This window comes from Microcoleus sp. B3-D2 (assembly GCF_036705345.1).
Taxonomy (GTDB): Bacteria; Cyanobacteriota; Cyanobacteriia; order Cyanobacteriales; family Microcoleaceae; genus Microcoleus.
Genome location: NZ_JAUBUG010000007.1, coordinates 1 through 24,167 on the forward strand (window position 1 = coordinate 1; position 24,167 = coordinate 24,167).

18 protein-coding genes are annotated in these 24,167 nt (G+C 46.4%); 11 read left to right on the forward strand and 7 right to left on the reverse strand.

Annotated elements, in window-relative coordinates; translation table 11 throughout:
* Window positions 1-326 precede the first annotated feature (326 nt).
* Together QUB14_RS04155 and QUB14_RS04165 are read right to left on the reverse strand one after the other, a co-directional pair.
* On the reverse strand, window positions 327-5,696 hold the full coding sequence (locus QUB14_RS04155; protein ID WP_333214685.1) for an AAA family ATPase: 5,370 nt from the start codon (window positions 5,694-5,696) through the stop codon (window positions 327-329).
* A 1,083-nt stretch (window positions 5,697-6,779) separates the two neighbouring features.
* On the reverse strand, window positions 6,780-7,166 hold the full coding sequence (locus QUB14_RS04165; protein WP_333214681.1) for a hypothetical protein: 387 nt from the start codon (window positions 7,164-7,166) through the stop codon (window positions 6,780-6,782).
* A 522-nt stretch (window positions 7,167-7,688) separates the two neighbouring features.
* On the opposite strand from QUB14_RS04165, the gene chlP reads away from it, so the two are divergent.
* A complete protein-coding gene (gene chlP, locus QUB14_RS04170; protein ID WP_333214679.1) occupies window positions 7,689-8,909 on the forward strand; it encodes a geranylgeranyl reductase in 1,221 nt (406 codons plus the stop codon).
* A 127-nt stretch (window positions 8,910-9,036) separates the two neighbouring features.
* On the opposite strand, the gene QUB14_RS04175 is transcribed toward chlP, so the two are convergent.
* Window positions 9,037-9,579 carry a Dps family protein gene (locus QUB14_RS04175; protein WP_006632871.1) on the reverse strand — a complete coding sequence of 181 codons (543 nt, stop codon included), beginning with the start codon at window positions 9,577-9,579 and terminating at the stop codon, window positions 9,037-9,039.
* A gap of 355 nt (window positions 9,580-9,934) precedes the next feature.
* On the opposite strand from QUB14_RS04175, the gene QUB14_RS04180 reads away from it, so the two are divergent.
* The 3 genes from QUB14_RS04180 to QUB14_RS04190 all read left to right on the forward strand — a co-directional run bounded on the left by QUB14_RS04180 (window position 9,935) and on the right by QUB14_RS04190 (window position 12,522).
* The gene (locus QUB14_RS04180; protein WP_006632870.1) at window positions 9,935-10,186 is read left to right on the forward strand and encodes an Asr1405/Asl0597 family protein; all 252 of its coding nucleotides are present in this window, start codon (window positions 9,935-9,937) and stop codon (window positions 10,184-10,186) included.
* A gap of 67 nt (window positions 10,187-10,253) precedes the next feature.
* Window positions 10,254-10,916 carry a (2Fe-2S) ferredoxin domain-containing protein gene (locus tag QUB14_RS04185; protein ID WP_333214677.1) on the forward strand — a complete coding sequence of 221 codons (663 nt, stop codon included), beginning with the start codon at window positions 10,254-10,256 and terminating at the stop codon, window positions 10,914-10,916.
* Between the two features lie 274 nt (window positions 10,917-11,190).
* The gene (locus QUB14_RS04190; RefSeq protein ID WP_333214675.1) at window positions 11,191-12,522 is read left to right on the forward strand and encodes a hypothetical protein; all 1,332 of its coding nucleotides are present in this window, start codon (window positions 11,191-11,193) and stop codon (window positions 12,520-12,522) included.
* Between the two features lie 38 nt (window positions 12,523-12,560).
* Here QUB14_RS04190 and QUB14_RS04195 read toward each other — a convergent pair whose 3' ends face one another.
* The gene (locus tag QUB14_RS04195; RefSeq protein WP_333214674.1) at window positions 12,561-14,702 is read right to left on the reverse strand and encodes a flavin-dependent dehydrogenase; all 2,142 of its coding nucleotides are present in this window, start codon (window positions 14,700-14,702) and stop codon (window positions 12,561-12,563) included.
* Window positions 14,703-14,895: 193 nt separating this feature from the next.
* On the opposite strand from QUB14_RS04195, the gene QUB14_RS04200 reads away from it, so the two are divergent.
* Window positions 14,896-15,129, forward strand: a complete 234-nt coding sequence (locus QUB14_RS04200; RefSeq protein WP_190662685.1) for a hypothetical protein — start codon at window positions 14,896-14,898, stop codon at window positions 15,127-15,129.
* Between the two features lie 187 nt (window positions 15,130-15,316).
* Here QUB14_RS04200 and QUB14_RS04205 read toward each other — a convergent pair whose 3' ends face one another.
* A complete protein-coding gene (locus tag QUB14_RS04205; RefSeq protein WP_333214672.1) occupies window positions 15,317-15,928 on the reverse strand; it encodes a hypothetical protein in 612 nt (203 codons plus the stop codon).
* A 237-nt stretch (window positions 15,929-16,165) separates the two neighbouring features.
* Complete coding sequence (locus QUB14_RS04210; RefSeq protein ID WP_333214670.1) at window positions 16,166-17,245, reverse strand: M23 family metallopeptidase; 1,080 nt, start codon at window positions 17,243-17,245, stop codon at window positions 16,166-16,168.
* Window positions 17,246-17,405: 160 nt separating this feature from the next.
* On the opposite strand from QUB14_RS04210, the gene QUB14_RS04215 reads away from it, so the two are divergent.
* A complete protein-coding gene (locus tag QUB14_RS04215) occupies window positions 17,406-18,119 on the forward strand; it encodes a phosphatase PAP2 family protein (RefSeq protein ID WP_333214668.1) in 714 nt (237 codons plus the stop codon).
* Here the strand turns inward: QUB14_RS04215 and QUB14_RS04220 are convergent.
* On the reverse strand, window positions 18,116-19,000 hold the full coding sequence (locus QUB14_RS04220) for an aspartoacylase (protein WP_333214666.1): 885 nt from the start codon (window positions 18,998-19,000) through the stop codon (window positions 18,116-18,118). The genes QUB14_RS04215 and QUB14_RS04220 overlap by 4 nt on opposite strands.
* 193 nt (window positions 19,001-19,193) lie before the next feature.
* Here QUB14_RS04220 and QUB14_RS04225 point away from each other — a divergent pair, with 193 nt between their 5' ends.
* The 5 genes from QUB14_RS04225 to QUB14_RS04245 all read left to right on the forward strand — a co-directional run bounded on the left by QUB14_RS04225 (window position 19,194) and on the right by QUB14_RS04245 (window position 24,124).
* Window positions 19,194-19,349 (forward strand): hypothetical protein, encoded by a 156-nt coding sequence (locus tag QUB14_RS04225; protein ID WP_333214664.1) that lies wholly within the window; start codon window positions 19,194-19,196, stop codon window positions 19,347-19,349.
* 37 nt (window positions 19,350-19,386) lie between these two features.
* Entirely contained in the window at window positions 19,387-19,707 is a 321-nt protein-coding gene (locus QUB14_RS04230) for a DUF433 domain-containing protein (RefSeq protein WP_333075148.1), read from the forward strand.
* On the forward strand, window positions 19,634-20,095 hold the full coding sequence (locus tag QUB14_RS04235; RefSeq protein ID WP_333214662.1) for a DUF5615 family PIN-like protein: 462 nt from the start codon (window positions 19,634-19,636) through the stop codon (window positions 20,093-20,095). Before QUB14_RS04230 ends, QUB14_RS04235 begins: the two co-directional genes overlap by 74 nt.
* 63 nt (window positions 20,096-20,158) lie before the next feature.
* Window positions 20,159-23,545: a leucine-rich repeat domain-containing protein gene (locus tag QUB14_RS04240; protein ID WP_333214660.1), complete on the forward strand. Its 3,387-nt coding sequence runs from the start codon at window positions 20,159-20,161 to the stop codon at window positions 23,543-23,545.
* Window positions 23,546-23,611: 66 nt separating this feature from the next.
* Window positions 23,612-24,124 (forward strand): dihydrofolate reductase family protein, encoded by a 513-nt coding sequence (locus tag QUB14_RS04245; RefSeq protein WP_333214658.1) that lies wholly within the window; start codon window positions 23,612-23,614, stop codon window positions 24,122-24,124.
* The last annotated feature ends 43 nt before the right edge of the window (window positions 24,125-24,167 follow it).

Genomic DNA, 24,167 nt, shown 5'->3' on the forward strand with positions numbered 1-24,167 from the left:
TTATGTGTCGCTGAACTTGAATCATTCCTCAATTGCTATCGTGATTTTTCTTAACTTATTCAGCAAGCCCTAAATATTTCTCAAGGAACAGGCGCTCATGTTAGCGATACGATAATTCAGTATCAGGTAACAGGGGAATATTTAGCTGTATTGAAAGGAGTTACTGCCAGCAGTATAGTTGAGGCAGTAACTTTTTAGACTTCGTATGTTGTGGCGCTTTAGCGCTTTAGCGCAACAACATACCTACCCGATTTCGATCGCCTAGTTTGTATGGTGCGTCAACAGTCGATCGCACTTTTGCTGTGATGTTCAGGTATAGCAACCGCTTAATGTAAATGGTGTAGCCTGTCTTTGATTTTTGTGCGAGTCACCAATGCAGACTCACAGCGTTCCCAGTAAATTTTAGCAACGCGATCGCCCGGATTCTGACGCCAACACTCGGAAAACAGCCGCGCCGCTTCAAATAACTTCCCTTCCGAGTAAAGTGCCCTAGCTTCTGCAAACAATTCCAGCGTAGCTAACTTGGCTTGTTTAATTTCTGGGGGATCTGCATCAAACACCTCATAAATCGTCACAGCTTCGGATTTTCCCTTAACTTTTACCGTGTCTAGAGTGCGGATTGTGTACAGAGATGGATTTTTCAGGCGCGCATAAGTTGGCTGGGTAATTAACAGCGCCACCCCATAATTTTTTGTCAAACTTTCCACGCGAGAAGCTAAATTAACCGCATCGCTAATTACTGTCCCATCCATGCGATTTGGCCCGCCCACCGTTCCCAGCATCAAAGAACCCGTATTAATCCCAATCCCAATCTGAATCTGGGCACAGCCAGCGTTGGCGCAGTATTTATTGTATTCAACGAGACGGTGCAGCATAGCAATTCCCGCTTTCACCGCATTATCCGCCTCACCGCTAAACAGCGCCATAATCGCATCGCCAATATATTTATCGATAAACCCCTTATTTTCATTAATGACGGGTTCCATGCGACTGAGATAAGAATTGATAAATTTGAAATTATCCTCCGGCGTCATAGTTTCCGAAAGCGTGGTAAAGTCGCGAATGTCGGAAAACAACACCGACATTTCTAACTGCACTTGGTCGCCCAATTCCACATCAATGATGCTTGATTTCTCTAAAAACTGGAGGAATTGATGGGGAACAAATCGCTCGTAAGCTTTGTTGAGTTGAGCCAGCCTGCTTTCATTTTCGCGTACTTCTGTATAAAGCTTAGAATTTTGAATCGAGATCGCCGCCTGTCCAGATAACACTTTTAATAGTTCCACTCTTTCAGGGGTAAAAGCTCCCGCTGTCAGATTATTTTCTAGGTAAACAATACTGATGATTTGAGATTGGTTAATCAGCGGCACACATAAAATTGATTTGGGCTGATGCTTTTGGATGTAGGGGTCGTTAGTAAATTGTCCCGATCGCGCAGCATCATCCAGTACGACGCTTTCTTGAGTGCGAGCCACATAATAGACAATCGCTTTGGAAAGTTCTTGACAGGTTTCAACGGGGATTGAATGCAACACGGTCACTTGTGCGGAATTTATTGTTCCTTCAGCTTCAATTAATAGTTTTCCCTGGCTTAACAAAATCAGATATCCTCGTTGCCCCCCTGCATTTTCAATCAAAATTTTCATCAAGCTAGACAGTAGCTTATCTAGCATAATTTCTCCCGAAATCGCCTGAGAAGCCTTCATGACTGCGGTGATATCTAGGTGATTTCCCGAACCAGTCGTTGTCATTGCTACGGTAGTTTGAGTGTTGTTCCTTCCCGGTTGAGTTACCGCGAATAAGTGGGGATATCGCGTTTCTAAATCCGTTACCTTAGCAGTGGCTCCCCATTCAACATAACAATAATACGCCTCAAAGATGTAGGCTTGAGCAACTTTTGTTTTGCCCCATTCCGAGTAGAATTTGGCTGCGATTTCGTTTGCCAGGGCTTCGTCATTAACATATTTGTTTTCTTTGGCTCCAGAAATGGCGCGATCGTACATTTCAATCGCCTCGGATTTATTTCCCAACACCCGTTGCCGTTCTGCTTCAACTAAGTGCCATTTATGCAGATAATTCATCGGAGCATTTTGGGCCCACTGTTGCAGCGTGCTTTGATGACTTTCCACTAAGGCAAGAATTTCAGTTTGCTCAATTGCTGGCTGTGCCCGAAAAAGTGCCAGGTGCGTCAGGGCGGCATAAAAATGAAAAATTGGAACAAAAGCAGATCCAGATACTCCCATCAAATACTGTTTGACTTGGGAAATGTGGTCTAGGGCAGCCGTGTAATTGCCATAGCAGTAAGCAAGCAGCAGTTTGAAGATGCAGGCACAGGCGATCGCCGTGAATTCATTATCCTGATAGTGCTTGGGAATCATCACCGTTTCATCGTAGGCAGAGCCTATTAACAAATCCGGCCGAATATGGGTTTCCCTCAAGTTTTGCACCGTCTGCTGAATCATATCCAAATAAACCCGAGCAGAATATTGTTTCAACTTCGCCATGACAGCCCTGTAACTTGCTATTTCTGGTTCCCAAGTGTCTAGTTCTACACCAGCGAATAAATGAGTATAAAAACAAATATATATGTTGTAGCCAGCGTTTACAAAGTCGCCTGTTTCCATGCCAAACCTATAGCCCTCTTTCAGCGTCGGTATCGTTGCCAAAAGAGATTCTTGGCGATGCTGAATCCAGCCACCAAACAAAAGTAGAACTGTGGACTTGAATTCGGGCACATTCAACCGATCGAGCAATGAAAGTGCCAATTGCCCAAAGCCATAGCCCGTTTCCACCTCTTGTAAAAAGGCACAGAAAACCATCCCGTGCATCGCATAACCCACTGTCGAGGCGGGTGCATTCCCAAAGGAGAGCGATAAACTCACCATCGTTGAGCTCAGCAGGGGCAGCAAACCGGGCATTCCCTGGAAAATGGGTGGAAACAACATACCAGACAGTTGCATAGCTGCCTGAGTCTGTGGATTTGTCATCACAGATAGGTCAACCAATTCCTCAATCTTTCGGTCGCCGAGGAGGGCCGCAAGGGCTTGTAGCGCTTTGCCAATCTTGGCTTGATCGGGTTCGGCAGGGAGTTCAATCCCCAATTGTAAGAGTGCCTCTCTTGCTACTGCGATCGTTTCTAATACCTTGCTCTGAGCTGTCTGAGCGGCAATTTGAATTTCGTAAATTTTAACTCGATCTAAAATTGTTTGGGCTTCTTGCAAAACCAGTGCTGCCATCTGTTCCATACGATCAAAGTCACCATTCAAATAGGCAATTTCAGCAGCCGCAACATAAAGATTTAGCGCCAATTCATATTGAGTTTGCCAGCATTGAGGTGTCAGTAGCTCAATTCCCGTTTGTAGATAGATATTGGCCGCAGCGTAGGCGGTAGAATTTCTGGCCTTACGTCCAGCTTCTAAGTTGAGTTTGGCTAAGTCTGAGCGTTCACTTAATTGATCGATCAACTCAATTCCTTGATTTAAATGCCCCACTATATCAAAGATTTTTTCTTCTGTTTCTATCTCGGAAGAACTTTGTAGCAGTAACTGTCCTATTTTCAGATGAGTAGCTTGTTTTTGGTCGTCGGGAATCAATGAATAAGCCGCTTGCTGGACGCGATCGTGCAGGAACTTATAAGTGGGATTAGCAACAGACTGATTCGGGGATTGACCATCTGCTTGAATGAAGTTATAGCCTTCTGAAATCACTAAAATGAGTCCTTCTTGCAAGGCTTTCCACAGCGCTGATTCCGTTTGTTCTGGTAATTCTTCGCTGACTACTGCCAATGTATCTAAATCAAACTGCGCCCCAATGCAAGCCGCCAGTTTTAGGACATCCTGAGTTTCTTTCGGCAACTTCTGCAATTGCGCCGCCATAAACTCCACCACATCCGAGGCGTCGGCCAATTTAAGTTGATTAATATCGCACTGCCACCCCCCTTTACTGCCCCCCTTACTAAGAGGGGATTGAGGGGGGTTAAAAATAATTTGACCATCTTCATACAAGGCTTTGAGGAATTGAGTCGAGAAAAAGGGATTACCTTGGGTTTTGTGATAAACCAATTCTGTCAGAGGTCCGGCTAAAGATAAATCGCAAATCAGCGTCTCTGCTACCAACTGATTGAGATCTGCTAAACTCAACGGTTGCAGGGTAATCGTATTCACCGTGGCTCCCGACTTCACAATCTCATCCACAGTCAACATAAACGGATGAGCCGGTGATACCTCATTATCCCGATAAGCACCCAATACTAACAGATGCCCCGTATCTTCCATCAATAGTTGTAATAACTTCAAAGATGCCGAATCTGCCCACTGCAAATCGTCCAGAAACATCACTAAGGGATGTTCTGCTTGGGTAAATACTTGCACAAATTTCTGCATCAGCAGATTGAAGCGATTTTGGGCGGCACTCCCCGACAATTCTAGTGCAGGACTTTGAGCCCCAATGATGTGTTCTAATTCAGGAATTACGTCAATCAAGACTTGCCCACTCTCGCCTACTGCGGTGAGGATCAAGGTTTTCCATCTGTGTAGCTGAGCGTCACTTTCTGATAATAATTGTCCCATCAATTCCCGAAATGCTTGCACAAATGCACTGAAAGGAATATTGCGTTGGAATTGGTCGTACTTGCCTTTGATAAAATAGCCACCCTGTCTGGCGATCGGCTTGTGGACTTCGTTCACGACTGCGGTTTTACCAATGCCCGATAAGCCAGCGACTAGCATCATTTCGGCACTAGCATTACGAACTCTTTCAAAAGCCGTTAATAGATGAAAAACTTCTGTTTCTCTGCCGTATAACTTTTCTGGAATCAGGAAATGGTCTGTAAGATCCAGCGTGCCCAAGTCAAATTCTTCTATGCTATCGGTTTCTTGTAATTGAACCAGACACATTTCTAAATCATGCTTGAGACCCAATGCAGTTTGATAGCGATTTTCCGCATTTTTTGCCATCAGCTTGCTGACAATTTGCGAGACAATTAGGGGAATTTCTGGCTCGATTTCGTGCGGTGGAACTGGTTGTCTGGCAATGTGGCAGTGAACTAGCTCTAAAGCGTCTTCTGTCTCAAAAGGGAGTTTTCCTGTCAGCAATTCGTAGAAGGTGACACCGAGAGAGTAAAAGTCAGTGCGGTAATCGATAGAGCGATTCATCCTACCAGTTTGTTCCGGCGAGATGTAAGCGAGGGTTCCTTCTAAAACGTTGGGATTTTTCAGGGTTGGCATTTCTCGCGTTAGCTGAGTGGAAATGCCAAAGTCGATAATTTTGAGCTGTCCTGTTTCCGGGTTATAAACAATATTTGAGGGGTTAATATCTTTGTGGATGATATTGGCGCTGTGAATTTGTCCTAAAGTTTCAGTGGCTGCGATCGCCAGGAGCAGAAATTCCTTGAGGCTAAACTTTCGCTGCTGCATCCATATTTTCAAGGATTCCCCGCCAAAGTCCTCCACAAGAATCACGAGGCTGTTTTGGTATTTTTGCAAGTCATAGACTCGCACGACTCCCGCCTCTTTCAGCTCTCGGGTGATTCGGTATTCGGTGCGGTAGCGTAGCAACTCTTGAGGTGTGGGGTAGCTCTCTTTGAGAAGTTTGAGGATAATCCGCTGGTTATCCGCTTTCCGGATGGCCCGGTAAACCAGAGAGTTGGCACTTTCATAGATAAGTGTCTGGACGGCAATGCCTGGAATGGAGAGCATATTTATTTTTTTTCTAAAAATTAAACCCAAGTCAAAACGCACCGGGTTCGTTGTGTCGAGAATAGCGCTTTAGAAAGGAACAAATTATGTTTTTATAACACACTCTTAGTTTTTCGGCAGCAAAGTGGCTTTCAGGTGGTCTGGCAGAGTAAGGGTAATGAGTTATAATGCCTACGTATCTAAGCCTGGTTAATTCTCAACTCCATGAATTGTCCCCGTTTCGGTTATCCAAACATCGTTAAAAATTTTCCCACCCCCAGCGCTAAGCAAAACTTTAAATGTATATATTGTCACAGGCAGTTTCTTTAAAATCCCAGACATCCAAGGATTTCAGAAGAAACAAAAAAATTGAGAGATCGGCTTTTATTAGAAAAAATATCTTGAGTCGCGATTGTCAAAGTCACGAGGGTGTCCCCCCGCTGGTTCCAATACTATGTCTTTTTCAACAATTAGCATCAGTCCCCCGGAAAGTTCAAGTAAAGTCAAAAAACCAAGACAAGCTAACGCTCCAACATGATGAAATGTAGTCGTTTGTACGCAATAAGGGAAGCAGTGGAAAGACCTGCCAATTGATGCCTTAACCAAAGAAATTCTAGCGGTTTATAGCAATCCTACATGAGTCGTAAATTTTTTACCCCACCCCAACCCTCCCCGAACTCGCGGGGAGGGAGTAAGAAATTCACCAATGATTTAGGATGGCTATATATACGAAGTCGAGTTGAAATGGGTGCTAAAGGTTTGTCGGATTCCCTCCAAGCAGTTGACAGACAATGTGCCGTCTATTATACAGATTTTTTGGTCGCATATAAAAAAGTTTTGCCTCGCCAGCGACACAAATCTGTCGGAAAGATACGGGCAAAACTTCTGATATCGAAAGATGCAAGAACTCCCTGATTTACAGGATATCTCGCTATTGTTGTAAGAAAGAGTCTTTCCTAATCTAAAAAGCTTTCCAATCATGTGGGGTCTTCTGGTATTTTATCCATGATTACAACACTTCTTGACCCCTAAAAGTGTTGAGGATTTTTCGTTGCTATGCAGGACTACCAGACTTTGTTCTAAGGATTTTGGAGAGTCATTGATCTACTTCCCCTTGCCGGCTACAAACTCCCGCAGCCGGAGTAAACTAGCCGTTTGCCCCAAATTCAGCGGCAGCAGCGACACTCCCTCCAACCGAGACTGCACCCAACCATCGCCCCAATACCACTCGTGAAATCCGTCAATTCCCTGACTCAATAACAGCCGCAGACAATTCGGCTGTGCAATATCAACGTGATGCTGAACTGCCACGGGGCCCAGCCAACTTGTAAAGGTCAAACCTTGAGCAAATTCTTCCGGCAAACCGCTAGACAACTGCTGCGGCCACATCCACTGCTGCAATTGACTCGGACGCAACAAGCTGTCTCTAATCGCTGTTTCGGAAGCTTCAAGCTCAATCCGCAGGTTGCTTTGTTGAAAATTACCGAGCATAAGAATTTTAGATATAAGTGCAAGTAACTTTAATGTAACTTATTGGACTGGTTCTAACCTCTTAGGGGCGGGCTAGGAGCAACGGCCCACAAAAACCAAATGCACTCTTTGTGGAACAGGCCGGAAAGCCTGTTCAGGGCGGGCGGGCTAGGAGCAACGGCCCACAAGCAGAAAATTCACTGTTTGTGGAACAGGCTAGGCAAGCCTGTTCATGTCCGGGCGGGCTAGGAGCAACGGCCCACAAGCAGAAAATTCATTCTTTGTGGAACAGGCTAGGGAAGCCTGTTCTTAGAAAATAGGGAAAAATGTTCGATCGCACATCACCGTCCATCTACCTTCATCTACACTAAAAAATTTAAGATATTCGATCGCACCTACTGCCGGAAACCCGATTTTCGTATCGAACTGTTAAGCTCTGTTTCATTTCATTGAAATCTCCCCTGCTTCACGCCACCGCATCCAAACTCCGTGATACCATCACACCTGAGTAATGCCTATAGAAAAAAACTGGAGAGAAAAGCTTTGACACTAAGGGTTGCAGTAGTAGGTTCAGGCCCTGCGGGTTCTTCCGCCGCCGAAACATTGGTAAAAGCAGGAATCGAAACATACCTATTCGAGCGTAAATTAGACAACGCCAAACCCTGCGGTGGGGCGATTCCCCTGTGCATGGTCAGCGAATTTGACTTGCCGCAAAGTATTATTGACCGCCAAGTCAGAAAAATGAAAATGATCTCCCCCTCCAACGTCGAGGTGGACATCAATATTGAAAACGCACACGAATACATCGGTATGTGCCGCCGCGAAGTGCTCGATGGCTTCATGCGCGATCGCGCCGCTTCGTTGGGTGCAAAACTGATTAACGGCACCGTTCACAAATTAGAAATTCCCGGCAACAATACAGACCCCTATACTCTCCACTATGCCGACCACTCCGACGGCAGCGCAATGGGAATTCAGAAAACTCTGAAGGTGGATTTGGTAATCGGGGCTGACGGCGCTAACTCCCGCGTAGCAAAGGCGATCGACGCTGGCGACTACAATTATGCGATCGCCTTCCAAGAGCGCATCCGCCTGCCGGAAGATAAAATGGCTTACTACGAAGACTTAGCCGAAATGTACGTCGGCGACGACGTATCTACCGATTTCTACGCTTGGGTGTTCCCCAAATACGACCACGTAGCCGTCGGTACCGGCACGATGAAAGTAAATCAAGCCAGCATCAAAAAGCTGCAAGCAGGCGTCCGCGCCCGCGCTGCCAAAAAACTGATGGGCGGTGAGATTATTAAAGTGGAAGCTCACCCCATCCCGGAACATCCGCGTCCCCGCCGGGTTGTCGGCCGAGTTGCTCTCGTAGGCGACGCCGCAGGTTATGTTACCAAGTCTTCTGGCGAAGGTATCTATTTTGCCGCCAAGTCTGGCCGGATGTGCGCCGAAACTATTGTGGAGATTTCCAATAAAGGCGCGCGCATTCCGACTGAAGAGGAAATCAAGCTTTACCTGAAACGGTGGGATAAAGCCTACGGCATTACTTACAAAGTTCTGGACATTTTGCAGCGCGTGTTTTACCGTTCCGATGCTACCCGCGAAGCTTTTGTGGAAATGTGTGCCGATCGCGATGTGCAGAAACTCACATTCGATAGCTACTTGTATAAAACAGTAGTACCAGCAAATCCTTTCATCCAGATGAAGATTACCGCCAAAACCATTGGTAGCTTGTTGCGCGGCAATGCTTTAGCGCCTTAATCCCCTCCGGACAAGCGCACTTTGTATAAAAAAGCGGGCAGTCACAAAACTGCCCGCTTTTTTTTGATCTAAGGTAACGAACCGCGAAGGCGCAAAGGGCGCGAAGGAAGAGGAAGAAGAAGAATTGTTAGTTCAAGTTCAACTGCACTAAGGTATCGGGGGCTAGGAAGTGCGAAATGTGATAGGCTCGCTCTTCTGTTTTCAGCAGGATTTTTTCGTAGAGGTAGCGCGTAGCTCGATCGCCCAAACTTTCTGCTTGTCCTGCTTGACGCCGCAGCAAACCGAGGATAGCTTGCTCCGCAATTAAATCGTGTTCTAGCATTTGGCGGCAGGAATATACGCCGTCGGCTTCCGGCTCAAAACAGCACAACTCGGCTAACTTGCTAAAGCTAGCTGCTGGTATGCCGCCCAACCCGTTTAACCGTTCGCCCAACTCGTGGACGCTATCTTGAGCTTCTCCGTAGCTTTCTTCAAAGAATTTGTGCAACGAGTAAAATTCTGCCCCTTCCACCACAAAATGATGTTTTTGATATTGCAGGTATAGAGCCTGGAAACTGGCCAGCAGCGCGTTCATTCCTTCACAAATCGGTGCTGTGACTGAATGTTCCAGTAGAACTGGGTTTTCGGCTATGTGTCCAAACGGTCTCAATGCACTCTGAGTCTCAGCCATGTGTGTTCTCCTCTCAATAGGCAGTTTTGTTGCCAATAGAGTCAGTCTAGCACCGTAAATCTACCAGTCAAGCAGCGTCTGCCTCGATAGTAGAAGATTTTATAGAGTAGGAAATTTTTTTTGTAAACCTATTGAGAATTATTAGCAGTTGGGTTATGCTTGAACAAGATCCTAGTTCTGAACGCTTCCTGAAAGTGGGGCGAACCTTCTGAAGGCAGAAGGCAGAGGGCAAAAGGCAGAATTTTTCAGGAAGGGCTTTCGATCATCTTTGATGTTCTGCTGAAATCTGGCTTTTAAGTTCTACCCGCTACCATTCAGGGTAAAAATTAATGCAAATTATTACTGTTGTTAAAAAATGAATCCAGCAGATCCAGAATTAGAAGTTTGTGACATTGTGCAAGTTAGTTGGCTAGATAGGTGGCAAGTTTACAAACGCTTGCAAGAACTAGAAATTCCCTGCTGGTGTGCGGTTGACCAACCTTTGCGGGCAAAAGTCAACACAGCTAAACAAGCGGCTCAGTTAATGAGCGTGTTGAGGCAAGTCAGTGCCCCTCGGGACGAACTGGTGGAATGGCTGGAGTGCTGCTGGCAAAAGGCTTCAAGGTAGAAGGAAGTTCGGCAAAGCTCAGTGTACAAGATGTAACGGATGTAACGGATTTAAAGGAGTCATAACAATGTATAAGTCTGGCAAGCAAGTTTCCGAATTCAGTTTAGAGGGAGAAATCCTCGGCCTGATTATTGAAGATGGCTGCAAACTTAAATATTTGCGAATTAGCAATGCTCGGGGAGTAGAATATCTTGTTAAACTGTGCAAGGAATTGCGGTCATTTCTGTTACCTGTTTTGACGCCCGGTTTGAAAGTTGAAGTTGTAGGTGAGAAAGAAATCAACTTGAAAAACGGTAAAATAAAACTTAAAGCTCGCAGCCTCAAGCTGGCTCAAGGTCAAAACGATCGATCGCCAGAACAGCTAGACTCCACCAATGGGCCTGTTGCGGTATTGACATCCGACGATCGCGCGATCGGCAAAAGCGAATTCACCTCTGCCACAGCAGCTCAAACTGTAAAAGCTCCGGCAAAAACCCAAACCAAAATATTAGTATGTCAAAAATCAGACTGCCTGAAGCGGGGCGCTGGAGGAGTCTGTAAAGCTTTAGAAAATGCTTTGAATGCGCGCGGTTTAGAAGACAAAGTGACAGTACAGGGAACCGGATGTCTCAAACAGTGTAAAGCGGGTCCAAATATAGTTGTGATGCCGGACAAAACTCGCTACAGCCGCATTGCACCTGCAGAAGTTCCAGCAATCATTGACAAACATTGTGCAGTTGTTAAAGCTTAGGCGATCGCACGGATGCCGCAACAGTGCGTTAGAGATCGGGAAAAATTATTTTGATAGGACTCTGGGCGAAAAACTCACATCTGTATGGTGATCCTAGGCGCATCTTACGCCTGAATTTGAGTTCGGGTTGTAGTTCGATCGCGCCACTCGATTCAGAGGTTATCGTCCCAAAAAATCGGAAAAATGCCAAAAACTATCACTTAGGGGCTTCCTTCTGGAGAATCTCTAAGGATAGACTGTATCTGAGACCCTGTGAGTATTGGGATAAAAAGCCATGTCAGAAGCTGATCTTCGAGCCCATCAGCACCAACCGCACCCTGCTGTTCCATCCGATACCGAACCATTGCACTCAGATTTTGCTGCTGCTGGGGGTTTTGAGCCGATCGCCCCCGATGCGACAGACCCTCCCGCAACGGTTCCCCAACAGCCAGAAGAAGACTGGCAAACAGTAGATTTTCCCAACGCCATCAGTGTAGATGCAATTCCTACAATACCTGAAACAAAAAATTCGCAATCTCCGACACAGCCGACTGAGGCGGGCTCGCCCCCGATTTCAGACAATCTAAAAAATATGCTTGGGAATGCCGAACAGGCCAAGGGCAAAGGATCGACCCCAGTCACCCTAATGCAAGCGCTGCACGAATGCAACCGCGACCTTTTACAGCGCATCGCCCAGCTAGAAACAGCTCTCGAAGAGTCCCAAAAAACATTGCAGAATCGCGAAACTTTGCTAGAACAGCGGACAGCAGAACTCGAAAATACTCAAGAACAATTGACGCGGCTGTTTGGCAAAGTGGAAGTTTCCCATCAAACCCTCCAAAGTCAAGAAATTTTAGTCGAAAATTTAAGAAGTCAGTTGGCAACCAGCCAAGTCAGGCTAGCGACTGTTGAGCGAGAATGTGCGTCTACTGTGCAGCGCTACAACGAACAGTTACACCAGTTAGTAGCCACAGAAAATATTTGCAGGGAATTGCGAGCCCGCTTGCACCGCCAGCAGCGCCACACTCTGCAATTCAAAGCTGCCTTGGAAAGAAGTTTGGACAGGCCGCAGGTAAAGTCGCCGAGGAGCGAGTCGCCTGACAATGCAGAGGATAGCGCCAGCGCGCAATTAGAATCTTTGCTCGCGACGGTCAAAAGCTCTCAAGTTCCGCTGCCGCCAGCCTTTAACGCTTCCCCTGTCCAACCTTGGTCCGAAACCGAAGAGCATCCAGAGGTAGCGGTTGTTGTCGATGCGATCGAGCCTGAAGCCCCAGCCAATCAGGAACTCAACAAATTAGCCGAAGTATCCGGCATTCAATTGCACAAGAGCGAAACCTACCAGCCTGATGAGCCGGCAACTGACTTGGCCGAACCGGTTGCGGAACCTGAACTGCCGGTGGCTGAGCCTGAACCCGAAACTGCTACCAAAGTGGACGCCCAAGAATTGGCCAGGGCTTTTCAAATTTTGAACTCTGTTGAAACCTTTGGCATTCAAGAAGTGCGATCGAGTGTGGCAAAACCCACAGCAGTCGCCCAACCAGACTGGCTGAGCTTGATTGCCAGTCCGCTGCGGGCTTCTAAAAAACGCCGATCGCTAGCTGAAATTGAATTGCCGAGTTTTCGATAGCGAATTGAAGTTGCTAGTTTTGAGTCACAACTCAAAACTCAAAACTCTTTTCTCGCCTTTCCCAGGCCGTAGGTGAGAGCATAGCTGGTAGCCAACAGCCACAGCCAAACAGCCGGATACCGGGGCTCCAACCAAGGTTGTACCCTGCGAGCGAAGCTGGGAAGCCATCCGAACAGCAAACTGGCCACAGCCAGCAGAGTAAAATTCACGTAACTTCCCAGCCAGCGCCAAATATCCCTCAAGGTGACAAAATCTAAAATCCACAAGAGGAGAGAAGGGTTTTTTCCGGCTGCTTCGAGCGCCAGTCGATTGAAAGTTAGCCAGTCGATTCTGTCTTTGATAAAAGTTTCGGCTACGGTGAGCTTTTGTCCTGCCAAAATACCGAAAAAGGTATTGAGAATTGAATTAATTCTTTGAGGCGGCAAACTGCTCCCGGTAGGAACCATCATGCCTTTAGAAAATAGCCAAGTTACTGAAACATTGCTCTGGTAGGCGCGAATTTGGTTTAAGTGATTGGCCGTCAACAAATTGTGCTTTAATGCTGTATCCAAAAGGTCTGTTAAACGGAAAAGATTGCGGACAAGAGAGCCGAAGCCGGTGAAAACGAGGGGAGATTGCAAGGATGCTGCGTCGCCGATCGAGACTAGGCGATCGACCGCCACGGCTCGATCGCTGCTGTTGCTGCTAAAATGCCCCGGAATATAACCAAAGGTCGGTTTTTTCCACACCAATTTATCGACATCGCAGCGCCGGTATTCCGGCAAAATTGTGAAAAAATCCTCGTACATTTCCAGCAAAGAACCGGGATTCTCTGGATGTACTTGGTGGTAGTGAAATAGATAAACTGTCAGTTCTGTGCCGGCGCCGGGAAACAACTCCCAAATGAGCTGGCGCCCTCGGGAAATGTCCCCGTGAGTGTAGAGTACATCCCCGTACTCGGAATCCCATACTCCCGGCTCAAATCCTGCGTCGATGACTGCTCCCACTGTCGGACAAACGCTGTCAAAAGTCCGCCCTTCGTTCAATTGCCAAGCGATGGGAGAAGCCGAACCCATTGCATCCACCAGCAGCCGTCCTAATGCAGTGCGATCGGCTTTTGTCGGCAAGTGGCGGCCTTGAACTACTACTTTTTCTGCTTCAACATCGGCTCTGATAAACTCAGTTTCGTCCCAGATTTCCCCACCCGCTTCTGTTAGCTTAACTCCCGCTAAATTCAGCAATTTTTCGCCGTCCAAAGCTACATTGAGTACCTTTGGTGTGTGCAAAACTGGTGCTTGAGCAACGGGCGGATTGTTAGCATCAAAAAACTTGTTGTAGCCATCTTTGTATTCTCGGGCAATCAAAGTTTCGATTTCGGCAGCAGTAAATAAACCCAAATCAATTAAGCTTTGAATTTCATCCCGCGAAATATTCCACTCGCGATTCATTCGCCCGAAAGGCATTCGTTCAACTAGCAGCACCCGGTAGCCCAATTTCGCCATGACTGCGGCGTGAATCACTCCTAATGCCCCGCCAATATAAATTAAGTCGTAAAAAGTATCGCCAGAATCAGACACCAAAATAGTGTCTTCTGCCTTCTTCCCTGTTCCCTCTTCCTTCTTCCCTGTTCCCTCTTCCTTCAAAAACACTACTTGTTTTGGCTTTTGAGGATTGCGAGTGCTTTCGCGCCAACGTTGCTCCCACCAGTAGACGCGCTTGAGGTCGTATTCGCCTTCAGGCATTTTTTGGAAGTATTTGACGGTGAGGGGGTAATAGGGAGCAAGAGCCTCAAAAATTGACTGTTTGGAGAGGTCTATGACAGGGGGTTCCGGGTAGCGATCGGGAAACTTGTTTTTCACAGCAAGATTCAGAGCTTCCAGGAACTTTTTTTCTCCCGCAGGCGCCTCTTCTAGACGAAAGACTTTTAAATAAGTGGTGCGCTGCAGTGACCAGACAAAGGTGGAAAGTTCTGTCGATCGCCAATTTTGGTTTCCTGAATTTGTGTCAGCCAAGGCAGGTTTTGGATTGGCCTTTTGAGTTCCAGACTTGAGAACCTCGGCTGTTGTGGCTGGTGAAAGCAGGCGAAAGCCGTCAGCAGTAATAATTTTTTCTCCGATTCCGGGATCGAATTCGTGCTGCAACCAAGTGCAGACGGCTGCTGTATCCGGTGTCGGGACTTCTAGATAAAGAATTTCTTGCATGATTAGGCTCTCAATTCTGAATAAATTAATAAAGATGGGGGAGTTGACAAGGGAGCAAAGTAGGCTATACTCCCGAATACTTATTGAGTTTTAAATAAGTTTACAATGTTCTCAGATTTTTAGGTTTTCGATCGCTCTTGCTCTCGGTTGGCCCGCAACGGCTGAATATCTACTCCCTTTGGTATGCACTCCTATGAATTATCCCATTCCTACGAATCCTCAAGAAATGATTGCTTTGCGACAGCAGCCACTGAATGAAGAATTGGTGGCGTCGGCGATCGCGGGTGTGATCCAAATAGCTCGATCGCGCTCTCAGTCTTTGGATGAATTAAAGGCTGAGGTACTCGCCGACGACAATCTGCTCGATTTTGCTCAGAGGCTATGGCTGAGCGACATTGTGGCTCAAGCTTGGAACAATTTGCCCTAAATTTTCCACATCCAAACCACCCTCCCGAACGCTCGCGTTCGACGGGGAAGGAGGAGTGATCGAGCCGGCGACAACAAGCTGATGAAAGCTAGATTGTCCCGGATAATTTGTGATCTTGTAAAAATTCTGGTTAAGTCATTGTTAAATTTATCTCTATTGAGCAAATTTCATAAATTGGCTCCCAGTTTCATAGGTTAGCTGCATCGATCAAATATTTTAAGATGCCAATTATTTTACTAATATTATCAATAAAATAATCATTTAAATCAACTTCCATAACTTGATTACTAAGCCGTAAAAATTTCCAATTAGTTCCTGTTGTGACTACTCCATATATTTCGGAAATATTATTGTTTCTTCTTTCATTAAAGATTTGAGCGGCAATCATTTCTGCCATACATTGTGGAAGCCCAGCTTGGATATTATCATTTTTAGCTTCTACTAAGGCGACAACGGGGGCTTTGATTAGGAGTTGTTCGGGAGAACGACTAATCATAAAATCACAGAAACCCGTTAATCCTTTTTCTAAATCTACATTAAACTCTTTTCCTGAAAAAAAGCTAATTTGATACTTAAACTGCTTTCTAAGTTCTACTAAAATAGGTGTGACAATTAATTCTGAGCGAGCTTTTTCGGTATTAATTGCTAAAGCTAAAGAAATGTTTTCTTGCAGAGTTTGGCTGAGAAGATCGCTATACTCGGCGTCGGGTAAATCGGCAAAAATACCAACTTTGTCAGCAATGGTTATGCCAAAGTTGGTTTCTATCATTTCTAGGTTGGTGAATTGGCTGTATGACATTTTTATTATGAGGCAAGGAAAATGTGGGGAGCATCTCAATGAAAGCAGCCAAGCTAGAAATAGGAGTTAGGAGCCAGGAGCCAGGAGGAAAGAGTCAGAAGTAAAGAGCCAGAAGAAGTGTTTTTACAAATATGAGATGCTCCCAAAATTTGACCATCAAAAATGAAAAAATATTTTTGTTATTTTAACATATTTGATGCTCGTTTTCAAAGTAATTTGGTATGAGTAACTTGGCGACTAACGCAACTCAACTTCTCGCTTGACTTCTGTCAAAACTCGATCGCCCCGCATCAACCGGTATTCTGCCCGCCAAACTCCGGGAGTCAGAGGAGAATTTGTACTGTTTCTTTTGCCGACATAACCCAACCAAGTGCGGCTGGGGGCTTTAATTTCATTGGTCTGATCGGCGATGGTTGTGCCGTTGGGGGCAAATAATTTGTATTGTTCGCGATCGCCCTTGAGCACTCCGTAACTTTGCACCCAAAACAACAAAGCTGGACTGTTTGCAGGGAGTTGAGTCTCGGAAAATTGTCCTTCCCAGAGGGCGTTAATATCGGGCGGCTTATTGGCAAAACCGGCCCTAATTAAACCTGTGGAAATATAGTCTAGAGGCTTGTCCCAAATAGGATTGCGGGCGATGTTGCAGCCTACCTTCGCGTCGGGGCCGACAAACGGATCTACGGGCTTGCCTTGATAGCGAAAAGTTACGTGTACGTGGGGGAAAGATGCCATTCCAGAGTTTCCCACCATGCCCAAAACAGTGCCTTTTTGTACCTGCGTCCCTGGTTTGACGGCAACGCTGCCTTTGCGGAGGTGGCAGTATTGGGCTTCCCAGCCGGCGCCGTGGTCGATTACCATGCCGTTGCCGCATTCTGTGCCTGCGATGCTGGCTTTGTCTGTATCGTTTTGTAAACGCCGATCGACCACACCATCTCGTGCTCGCAAAACTTTGCCCGCAGCGGAGGCAATAACTGGAACTCCTTTTGCCATTGCTTTGGCGTCGGGAATGGCAAAGTCTGTGCCGTCGTGGCCGTCGTAGGTTTGGCGCCCGCAGCCAAAATCGACGGCAGTGGGGCCGGGCTCTCGATCAAAATACAGCAATACAAAACAGTCTTTGCCTAGGGTACAGTCGATCGGCTGGCCGAATTGCGGGTTGTTCGGCTTTTGGGCGACTGCGGTCGAGACGAGACGCTGGGCGATCGTGTGGGCTTCGGCGATCGGCGCACTTACTCCGCTGTTACTAGCACAGCTAGAAAGACTTGTCAACCCCAAGGTCAACAAAATTGCAGAAATGTATTTGGTGGAGAGTATAGTCATTCGCCGATGGGATGTAAAAGCTGAGGTGGGTAGTGAAAAATCAATTAATGGTTCAGAATATAGTTGCTCAAGAATCTAGACGATTGGTAAGGCGTTTTCGTTTCCGATACTTGTGGTATTATTTTGAGTTGGAAATTTTAAAATTTTAATTACTTAGAAAATGCGTTCTAAAATTCGATCGCTCATTTCGATAATTCGGCTGGCCGGGCTTGCTGTTGCTGCTTTGGGGATGTGGGGATTTTCCACCCTTGCCGAAGACGTGTTGGGAAAACAAAGTTACGCTTTCGATACATCTATTTTACTATATCTCAGGAGCCTTCACACTCCGCTGCGCGATCGAGTAATGCTGGGCTTTACCTTTGTGGGCGAGCCGAAGTTGCTGCTAGCGATTTGTCTGAGCTTGGGTATTGTTTTGCTAGCGCGCAATCACCGATCCGAAGCCGCAACTATTGCGATCACCGGTGGGGGGGCGATCGGTTTAAATTTACTGTTAAAAAAACTTTTTGCCCGCGCTCGACCTCAACTTTGGGAGCGCGTTGTTGACGTTCGCTTTTACAGTTTTCCTAGCGGACACGCGATGATTTCAATGGTTATTTACGGTTTGCTAGGATATTTCTTGGGTACGCGCTTTCCCAAGCAGCGCTGGTGGATTTACAGCTTGACAGTTGTATTAGTTGCTGCTATTGGTTTGAGTCGGCTTTATCTAGGAGTTCACTGGCCTACCGATGTTATTGCTGGTTATACGGCTGGTTTGGTGTGGCTGATTACCTGTATTCTCAGTTTGGAAATATGGAAGGAATTGCGTTCTTTGACTACGGCTTCTAAAGAGGAGTTTTTGTCACCAGATCCGTCTCTAGAAATGACTAATGACTAATGACTAACAACAATTTGCTTTTGGGTAAAACACATGGCAATTCCTTTTTCGTAATAAGCGGCCTCGTTAATGAAAATTGGATAAACGGTTGATTTACCTTCATACAAGACCGACTCACCATCAAAGGTCAAAAACATCGGATCGCCGGGATTCAGGGCTTCATAATCTCTGGATTGCAGATGAGGATGAATCATTGCCTGAATTTCTCTGTTGTCGTTTCTGGGATAGTCGATCGCCCCAATGGTGTGATAAATAGTCAGGGGATTTTTTGCAGCAGGCATTGTGCCTTGATTGTAGGCTTCTACGCAGTCTAAAATTCGGCACACCACTTGCTCAGTTTGCTGAAATAAAGACGCATCCAAGACGCCTTGCGGCACTGCACCAACTTCCAGCGTACCGCCTAATTCGGAAAGCGATCGCAGCAAAAGACTATCATGATTGTTGGTTGTAGAAGCGAGTACCTTGAGGTGGGGATACACAGAGGTTAAATAAGCTGCTAGTTGCAGGTTAAATGGATGATGGCTGGCGAGAATAAATGTTAGCCCCATGTTGGATGTTGTGCTGTGCAAATCGATAATTAAGTTTGGCAGATGAGTGTTTTTTGAACTAAAAAGGCGGTAGATTTCTTTCGCCCGCTGCGCTTCATAGCTGGAGAGATGGGGATTTTCTAAATCTTGCTGTCGAAAGCAGCGGTTGAGGTCAATATCGATGTAGCGTGTCCCGATTTCGCAAGCTTTGGGATTGGCTAGCAGGGCGATTGTTTCAAAAGTCGATCGCCCAATTAACTCTGGCGCGCGATCGAATTTCTTCACGAGGTAAATTCCTGTGAGTTCGTTTCCGTGGGTTCCTCCCACTATGGCAACACGTTTAATTTGGTTCATAGACAAATAACTTCCTATCCCCAGTTTATCACCCTTTGTCATCTGTTGAGAAAAAACATCAGATTGAGGTTTATTATTTGTTTATATTTAGATTAGCTAAAGTTTAAGTAAGTAGGTATCACACGCAGACCTTGGAAACCCAGTTTATCTGGTTCTGTCACAATAAAATGAAGACTACCGAAAGACAAAGGATATGACGCGAGAGGAGTGGTTGCAGTTAATCGACAAAGCCGCAGATGAAGGCCAGACAGAATTGGATTTGGCCGGGTTGGAGGAATTGCCGCCACAGATTGGCAAGTGCGCTCCGCTTGAGAGGTTGGTGTTGGGGAAATTTGCTATGATAGTTTGAGCGAGCGCACTATTATATATTCTGTAAATTACCAGCTATGAACATTCAGTTGGTTGACTCCTTAATTCAAGTCATTGAGTCGCTGACACCTGAAGAGAGTTTGCTGTTTCAAGAAAAACTCTCAGCTAGGGCGATTCAGAGTACGCCTGGAGTCTGTGGAGGAAATGCCCGGATTCGCAACACCCGCATTCCTGTTTGGACACTGGTTTCGCTTCACCAACAGGGGGCCCATGAGGCTGAGTTACTTCGGAATTATCCAGGTTTGTCGGATCGCGATTTAGAGAATGCTTGGCGTTATTACGATCGCCACCGGGAAGAAATCGATCGCATTATTGTTTCTCATCAAACCGATGATTGAAAGGGTGAGGCTGTATTCTAATGAAAATTTCCCGATCGCAATGGTCGAGCATTTGCGTAGCCTTGACTGTGATGTTTTAACTTCCTATGATGCTGGTCAGGCGAATCAAGGGATTCCTGATGACGAGGTTCTCCGATTTGCTACTGAACAAAATCGGGCGGTAATTAGCTTCAATCGCGATGATTTTGTGGCGCTACACCGTCGCGGTGAACATCATGCAGGAATTATTGTGTGTAAAGACGATCGAGATTACTTGGGACAAGTTACTATTCTTCATGCCTATCTTCAGGATGTTGATTCGCTGTTCGATCGCCTGATTCGCATCAAAAAGCAGAATCAGCCTGGGTTGAGTCATCCGGTTTTTGTGGTTCAAGAGTACGGGCGATAATTCCCCCCCACCAAGCGAAAATTCCTGTCACAATAAAATGAATCCTACCGAGAGACAAAGGGCATGACGCGAGAGGAAGCAGTGCGGCGAATTGACCGAGCAGCCGAGGAAAAATTGACGGAACTGGATTTGTCGGGGTTCGACTTGGAGGAATTGCCGCCGGAGATTGGGAAGTGCACGCAGCTTGAGACGTTGGTGTTGGGGAAAAAGACGGAAGACTGGGAATTTGTTGATGGTAAACTGACTCCGAAACTAATTACCAATCAATTCAGAACACTGCCAGAGCAATTACGCTCGCTCTTAAATTTGCGATCGATCGACCTCAGCGGCAATCCATTCGGAACGATGCCAGAAGTGCTGCTGGAAATGAAGCAGTTAGAGAGTTTAAATTTAACCAGTATTGGTTTAACATCCATCCCAGAAGTCATAGGCAAACTGTCGAATTTGACAGGGCTTGACCTCAGTAACAATCAGATTACATCCATCCCAGAAGTCATCGGCAAACTGTCGAGTCTGACACAGCTTGTCCTCAGTAACAATCAGATTATATCCATCCCAGAAGTCATCGGTCAACTGTCGAGCCTGACAAAGCTTAACCTCAGTAACAATCAGATTATATCCATCCCAGAAGTCATCGGCAAACTGTCGAATCTGACACTGCTTTACGTCTGGAACAATCAGATTACATCCATCCCAGAAGTCATCGGCAAACTATCGAATCTGACAGGGCTTGCCCTCAGTAACAATCAGATTACATCCATCCCAGAAGTCATCGGCAAACTGTCGAATTTGAAAAGGCTTGACCTCAGTAACAATCAGATTACATCCATCCCAGAAGTCATCGGCAAACTGTCCAATCTGACACAGCTTGTCCTCTGGAACAATCAGATTACATCCATCCCAGAAGTCATCGGTCAACTGTCGAATTTGACACAGCTTGACCTCAGTAACAATCAGATTACATCCATCCCAGAAGTCATCGGCAAACTGTCCAATCTGACAGAGCTTGACCTCAGTAATAATCAGATTACATCCATCCCAGAAGTCATGGGCAAACTGTCGAATCTGACACAGCTTGTCCTCAGTAACAATCAGATTACATCCATCCCAGAAGTCATCGGCAAACTGTCCAATCTGACAGGGCTTTTCCTCAGAGACAATCAGATTACATCCATCCCAGAAGTCATCGGCAAACTGTCCAATCTGAAAAAGCTTGACCTCAATGAGAATCAGATTACACAAATCCCAGATGCGATCGCCCAACTGTCCAATCTGACATGGCTTGACCTTAGTAACAATCAGATTGAAAAGATTCCTGAATGCTTAGAAACACTGCCAAAACTTGAAAAACTCGACCTCCGTCGCAATCCCCTGCCCATTTCTCCAGAAGTTCTGGGGCCTGCCAACCGGAGAGAAGAACCCGGTACTCCCGCCGCCATCTTCAACTACCTGCGCCAACTCCGCAGCGGCGAAGTTCTCCCCCTCAACGAAGCCAAAGTCCTTCTCGTCGGGCAAGGCAGCGTCGGCAAAACCTCCCTGATCAACCGCCTCACCGACAACAAATACAACCCCAACGAGTCCCAAACCGACGGACTCAACATCACAGACTGGAAAATTACAGTCAACACCAAACCAGTCAAACTCAACGTCTGGGACTTCGGCGGACAAGAAATCTACCACGCCACCCACCAATTTTTCCTTACCAAACGCAGCCTCTACCTCCTCGTGTGCAACTGCCGCACCAGCGAAGACGAAAACCGCCTCGAATACTGGTTGAAACTGATCGAAAGCTTCGGCGACGCATCCCCCGTCATCATCGTCGGCAACAAATGCGACGAACAACCCCTGGATCTCAACCGCAAAGCCTTGCGCGACAAATATCCCAACATCAAAGCGATTATCGAAACTTCCTGCCAAAGCGGAACCGGCATCGACGAACTCCGCAACGCCATCCACACCGAAATCTCCGAACTCAAAGAAGTCTACGATCTTTTGCCGCTAAGCTGGTTCCAAGTCAAGCAGCGCCTGGAAAACCTAGACAAAGACATCATCAGCATCAGCGAATACGCCAGTATCTGCGGCAAAGAAAACATCTGGGAAGAAACCGACAAAACCCAACTGATCGGACTGCTGCACAACCTGGGCATTGTCCTCAACTTCCGCGAACACCCGATCCTGCAAAACACCAACATCCTCAATCCCCACTGGGTGACAGAAGGCATCTATGCCCTCCTCAGCGACGACGCACTCAAAGTCAAAACCAAAGGCATTCTCACCTACGCCGACCTCAGCCGCATCCTGGATTCAACTAAATATCCCAGCCACCGCTACCACTGCCTCACCGGGTTGATGGGCGAATTTGAACTCTGCTTCCCCGTCAGCCATTGTCCCGCGCCGACTTTCCTCATCCCCGGCATCTTGCCCAAAGAACAACCGGAAAATACCAAACTCCAAGGCGAAACGCTGGAATTTCAATATCACTACCGCATCCTCCCCGACAGCATCCTCTCGCGCTTCATCGTCCTCATGCACGAGAAAATCCACAACTGCACCCACTGGCGCACGGGGGTTATGCTGGAGTACAGGGAAGGCGCTGAGGTGTACAACATCGCCCGGATCAAATCTGACCCGGAAGATAAGAAAATCTTTATTGCCGTTAGCGGGCGGGAATCGACGCGGCGTTCTTTCCTCAGCATGATTCGCGATACGTTTACCAAAATCCACAATTCTTTTGCCAATCTGGAAATCAGTCAATGGGTGCCGGTTCCCGGTTATCCCGATGCCGATCCGCTGGATTATGATGAATTGCTAGGGCTGGAGGATATGGGCGAGAATACAGTACGTGTCGGTAAACTTAAACTCAAACTCGATTTGCGGCAGTTGCTGGATGGCTATGAGTCGATCGAACTTCGGCGCAGAAAGCAAATGGGCGATCGAGAAATGGAAAAATACGGAAGAGAATATGACGACCTTGTAGATATCGCTAAACGAGCTGTTAGTAGACCAATTATTAATAAAGCCGAAGCAAAAATGACTCAAAATTCTTCTGAAACCAACAACTTTCAAGGTGCTTTTCAAGGTTCTAACTTTTCCGGCAATATCGGCGGTTCGTCGAACAGTGCCGAAGTTGCGGGCAATCAGTCCCTGCAAAACAATAACGCCAATACGGCAGAAATCCTGAAACTGATTTCATCAATGCGTGAAACCGCCGCTCAGTTTCCCGAAGACATCCGCGATGAGATAATTATTGATATTGAAGATGTCGAAGCCGAAATCAAAAAACCCGAAAGCCAATGGAATAAAACCAAATTAAAGAAAAGGTTAACAGCTCTTGTAGCGGCGGGTACTGCGATCGCAATTCCGATCGCAGGAATGACTGATTTTGCTGATAAGGCGATCGATGTCGGTCAAAAGCTGGGTATCGAACTCAAGCTACCGTCACGACACTAAATCATTTAAAATTAAGGTAATTGGGGCGATACTCGCCCCAATCATTCCCAAAACCTCGGTGTTGCCATGCGTAATATTGTACTATTCATTGCATCTAGTCTGGACGGTTATATCGCCCGATCGAATGGCGATATTGACTGGCTGTTTACAGACCAAAATTACGGTTATAGTAACTTCTTAGATAGCATCGATACGGTTCTCATGGGTCGAAAAACTTATGAACAAGTTCTAACTTTTGGCGAGTATCCGTACCAGGAAAAAAAGAGTTATGTTTTTACAAAAAATCTAGATTTTCAAGCAACTTCTGATGTCGAAGTGGTAACAGATTTAGAGAGTTTTGTCAATGACTTACGCTTGCTTGAGGGCAAGAACATTTGGTTGGTGGGAGGTTCTCTGCTGATTCGCGATTTCCTGAATCAAAATTTTGTCAACGAGGTCATTCTCTCGGTGCACCCGATTATTTTGGGCGAAGGAATTCCTTTATTTACTAATCCCATAAACACTACAGCTTTGCAGTTAACAGGATGTCAGACATACAGTTCTGGTATGGTTCAGCTATCTTATGATGTCGCCACTTGAGGGCGATCGCAGCAGCTTGCGCGCTTTCGCTGCTATAAGATAG

Bases quoted from the DNA above. Each gene is read 5' to 3' on its own strand.
- QUB14_RS04155 (WP_333214685.1), bottom strand. From the start codon at position 5,696: ATGCTCTCCATTCCAGGCATTGCCGTCCAGACACTTATCTATGAAAGT.
- QUB14_RS04165 (WP_333214681.1), bottom strand. From the start codon at position 7,166: ATGCTCGGTAATTTTCAACAAAGCAACCTGCGGATTGAGCTTGAAGCT.
- QUB14_RS04175 (WP_006632871.1), bottom strand. From the start codon at position 9,579: ATGGCTGAGACTCAGAGTGCATTGAGACCGTTTGGACACATAGCCGAA.
- QUB14_RS04180 (WP_006632870.1), top strand. From the start codon at position 9,935: ATGAATCCAGCAGATCCAGAATTAGAAGTTTGTGACATTGTGCAAGTT.
- QUB14_RS04185 (WP_333214677.1), top strand. From the start codon at position 10,254: ATGTATAAGTCTGGCAAGCAAGTTTCCGAATTCAGTTTAGAGGGAGAA.
- QUB14_RS04190 (WP_333214675.1), top strand. From the start codon at position 11,191: ATGTCAGAAGCTGATCTTCGAGCCCATCAGCACCAACCGCACCCTGCT.
- QUB14_RS04195 (WP_333214674.1), bottom strand. From the start codon at position 14,702: ATGCAAGAAATTCTTTATCTAGAAGTCCCGACACCGGATACAGCAGCC.
- QUB14_RS04200 (WP_190662685.1), top strand. From the start codon at position 14,896: ATGAATTATCCCATTCCTACGAATCCTCAAGAAATGATTGCTTTGCGA.
- QUB14_RS04205 (WP_333214672.1), bottom strand. From the start codon at position 15,928: ATGTCATACAGCCAATTCACCAACCTAGAAATGATAGAAACCAACTTT.
- QUB14_RS04210 (WP_333214670.1), bottom strand. From the start codon at position 17,245: ATGACTATACTCTCCACCAAATACATTTCTGCAATTTTGTTGACCTTG.
- QUB14_RS04215 (WP_333214668.1), top strand. From the start codon at position 17,406: ATGCGTTCTAAAATTCGATCGCTCATTTCGATAATTCGGCTGGCCGGG.
- QUB14_RS04220 (WP_333214666.1), bottom strand. From the start codon at position 19,000: ATGAACCAAATTAAACGTGTTGCCATAGTGGGAGGAACCCACGGAAAC.
- QUB14_RS04225 (WP_333214664.1), top strand. From the start codon at position 19,194: ATGACGCGAGAGGAGTGGTTGCAGTTAATCGACAAAGCCGCAGATGAA.
- QUB14_RS04230 (WP_333075148.1), top strand. From the start codon at position 19,387: ATGAACATTCAGTTGGTTGACTCCTTAATTCAAGTCATTGAGTCGCTG.
- QUB14_RS04235 (WP_333214662.1), top strand. From the start codon at position 19,634: ATGCTTGGCGTTATTACGATCGCCACCGGGAAGAAATCGATCGCATTA.
- QUB14_RS04240 (WP_333214660.1), top strand. From the start codon at position 20,159: ATGACGCGAGAGGAAGCAGTGCGGCGAATTGACCGAGCAGCCGAGGAA.
- QUB14_RS04245 (WP_333214658.1), top strand. From the start codon at position 23,612: ATGCGTAATATTGTACTATTCATTGCATCTAGTCTGGACGGTTATATC.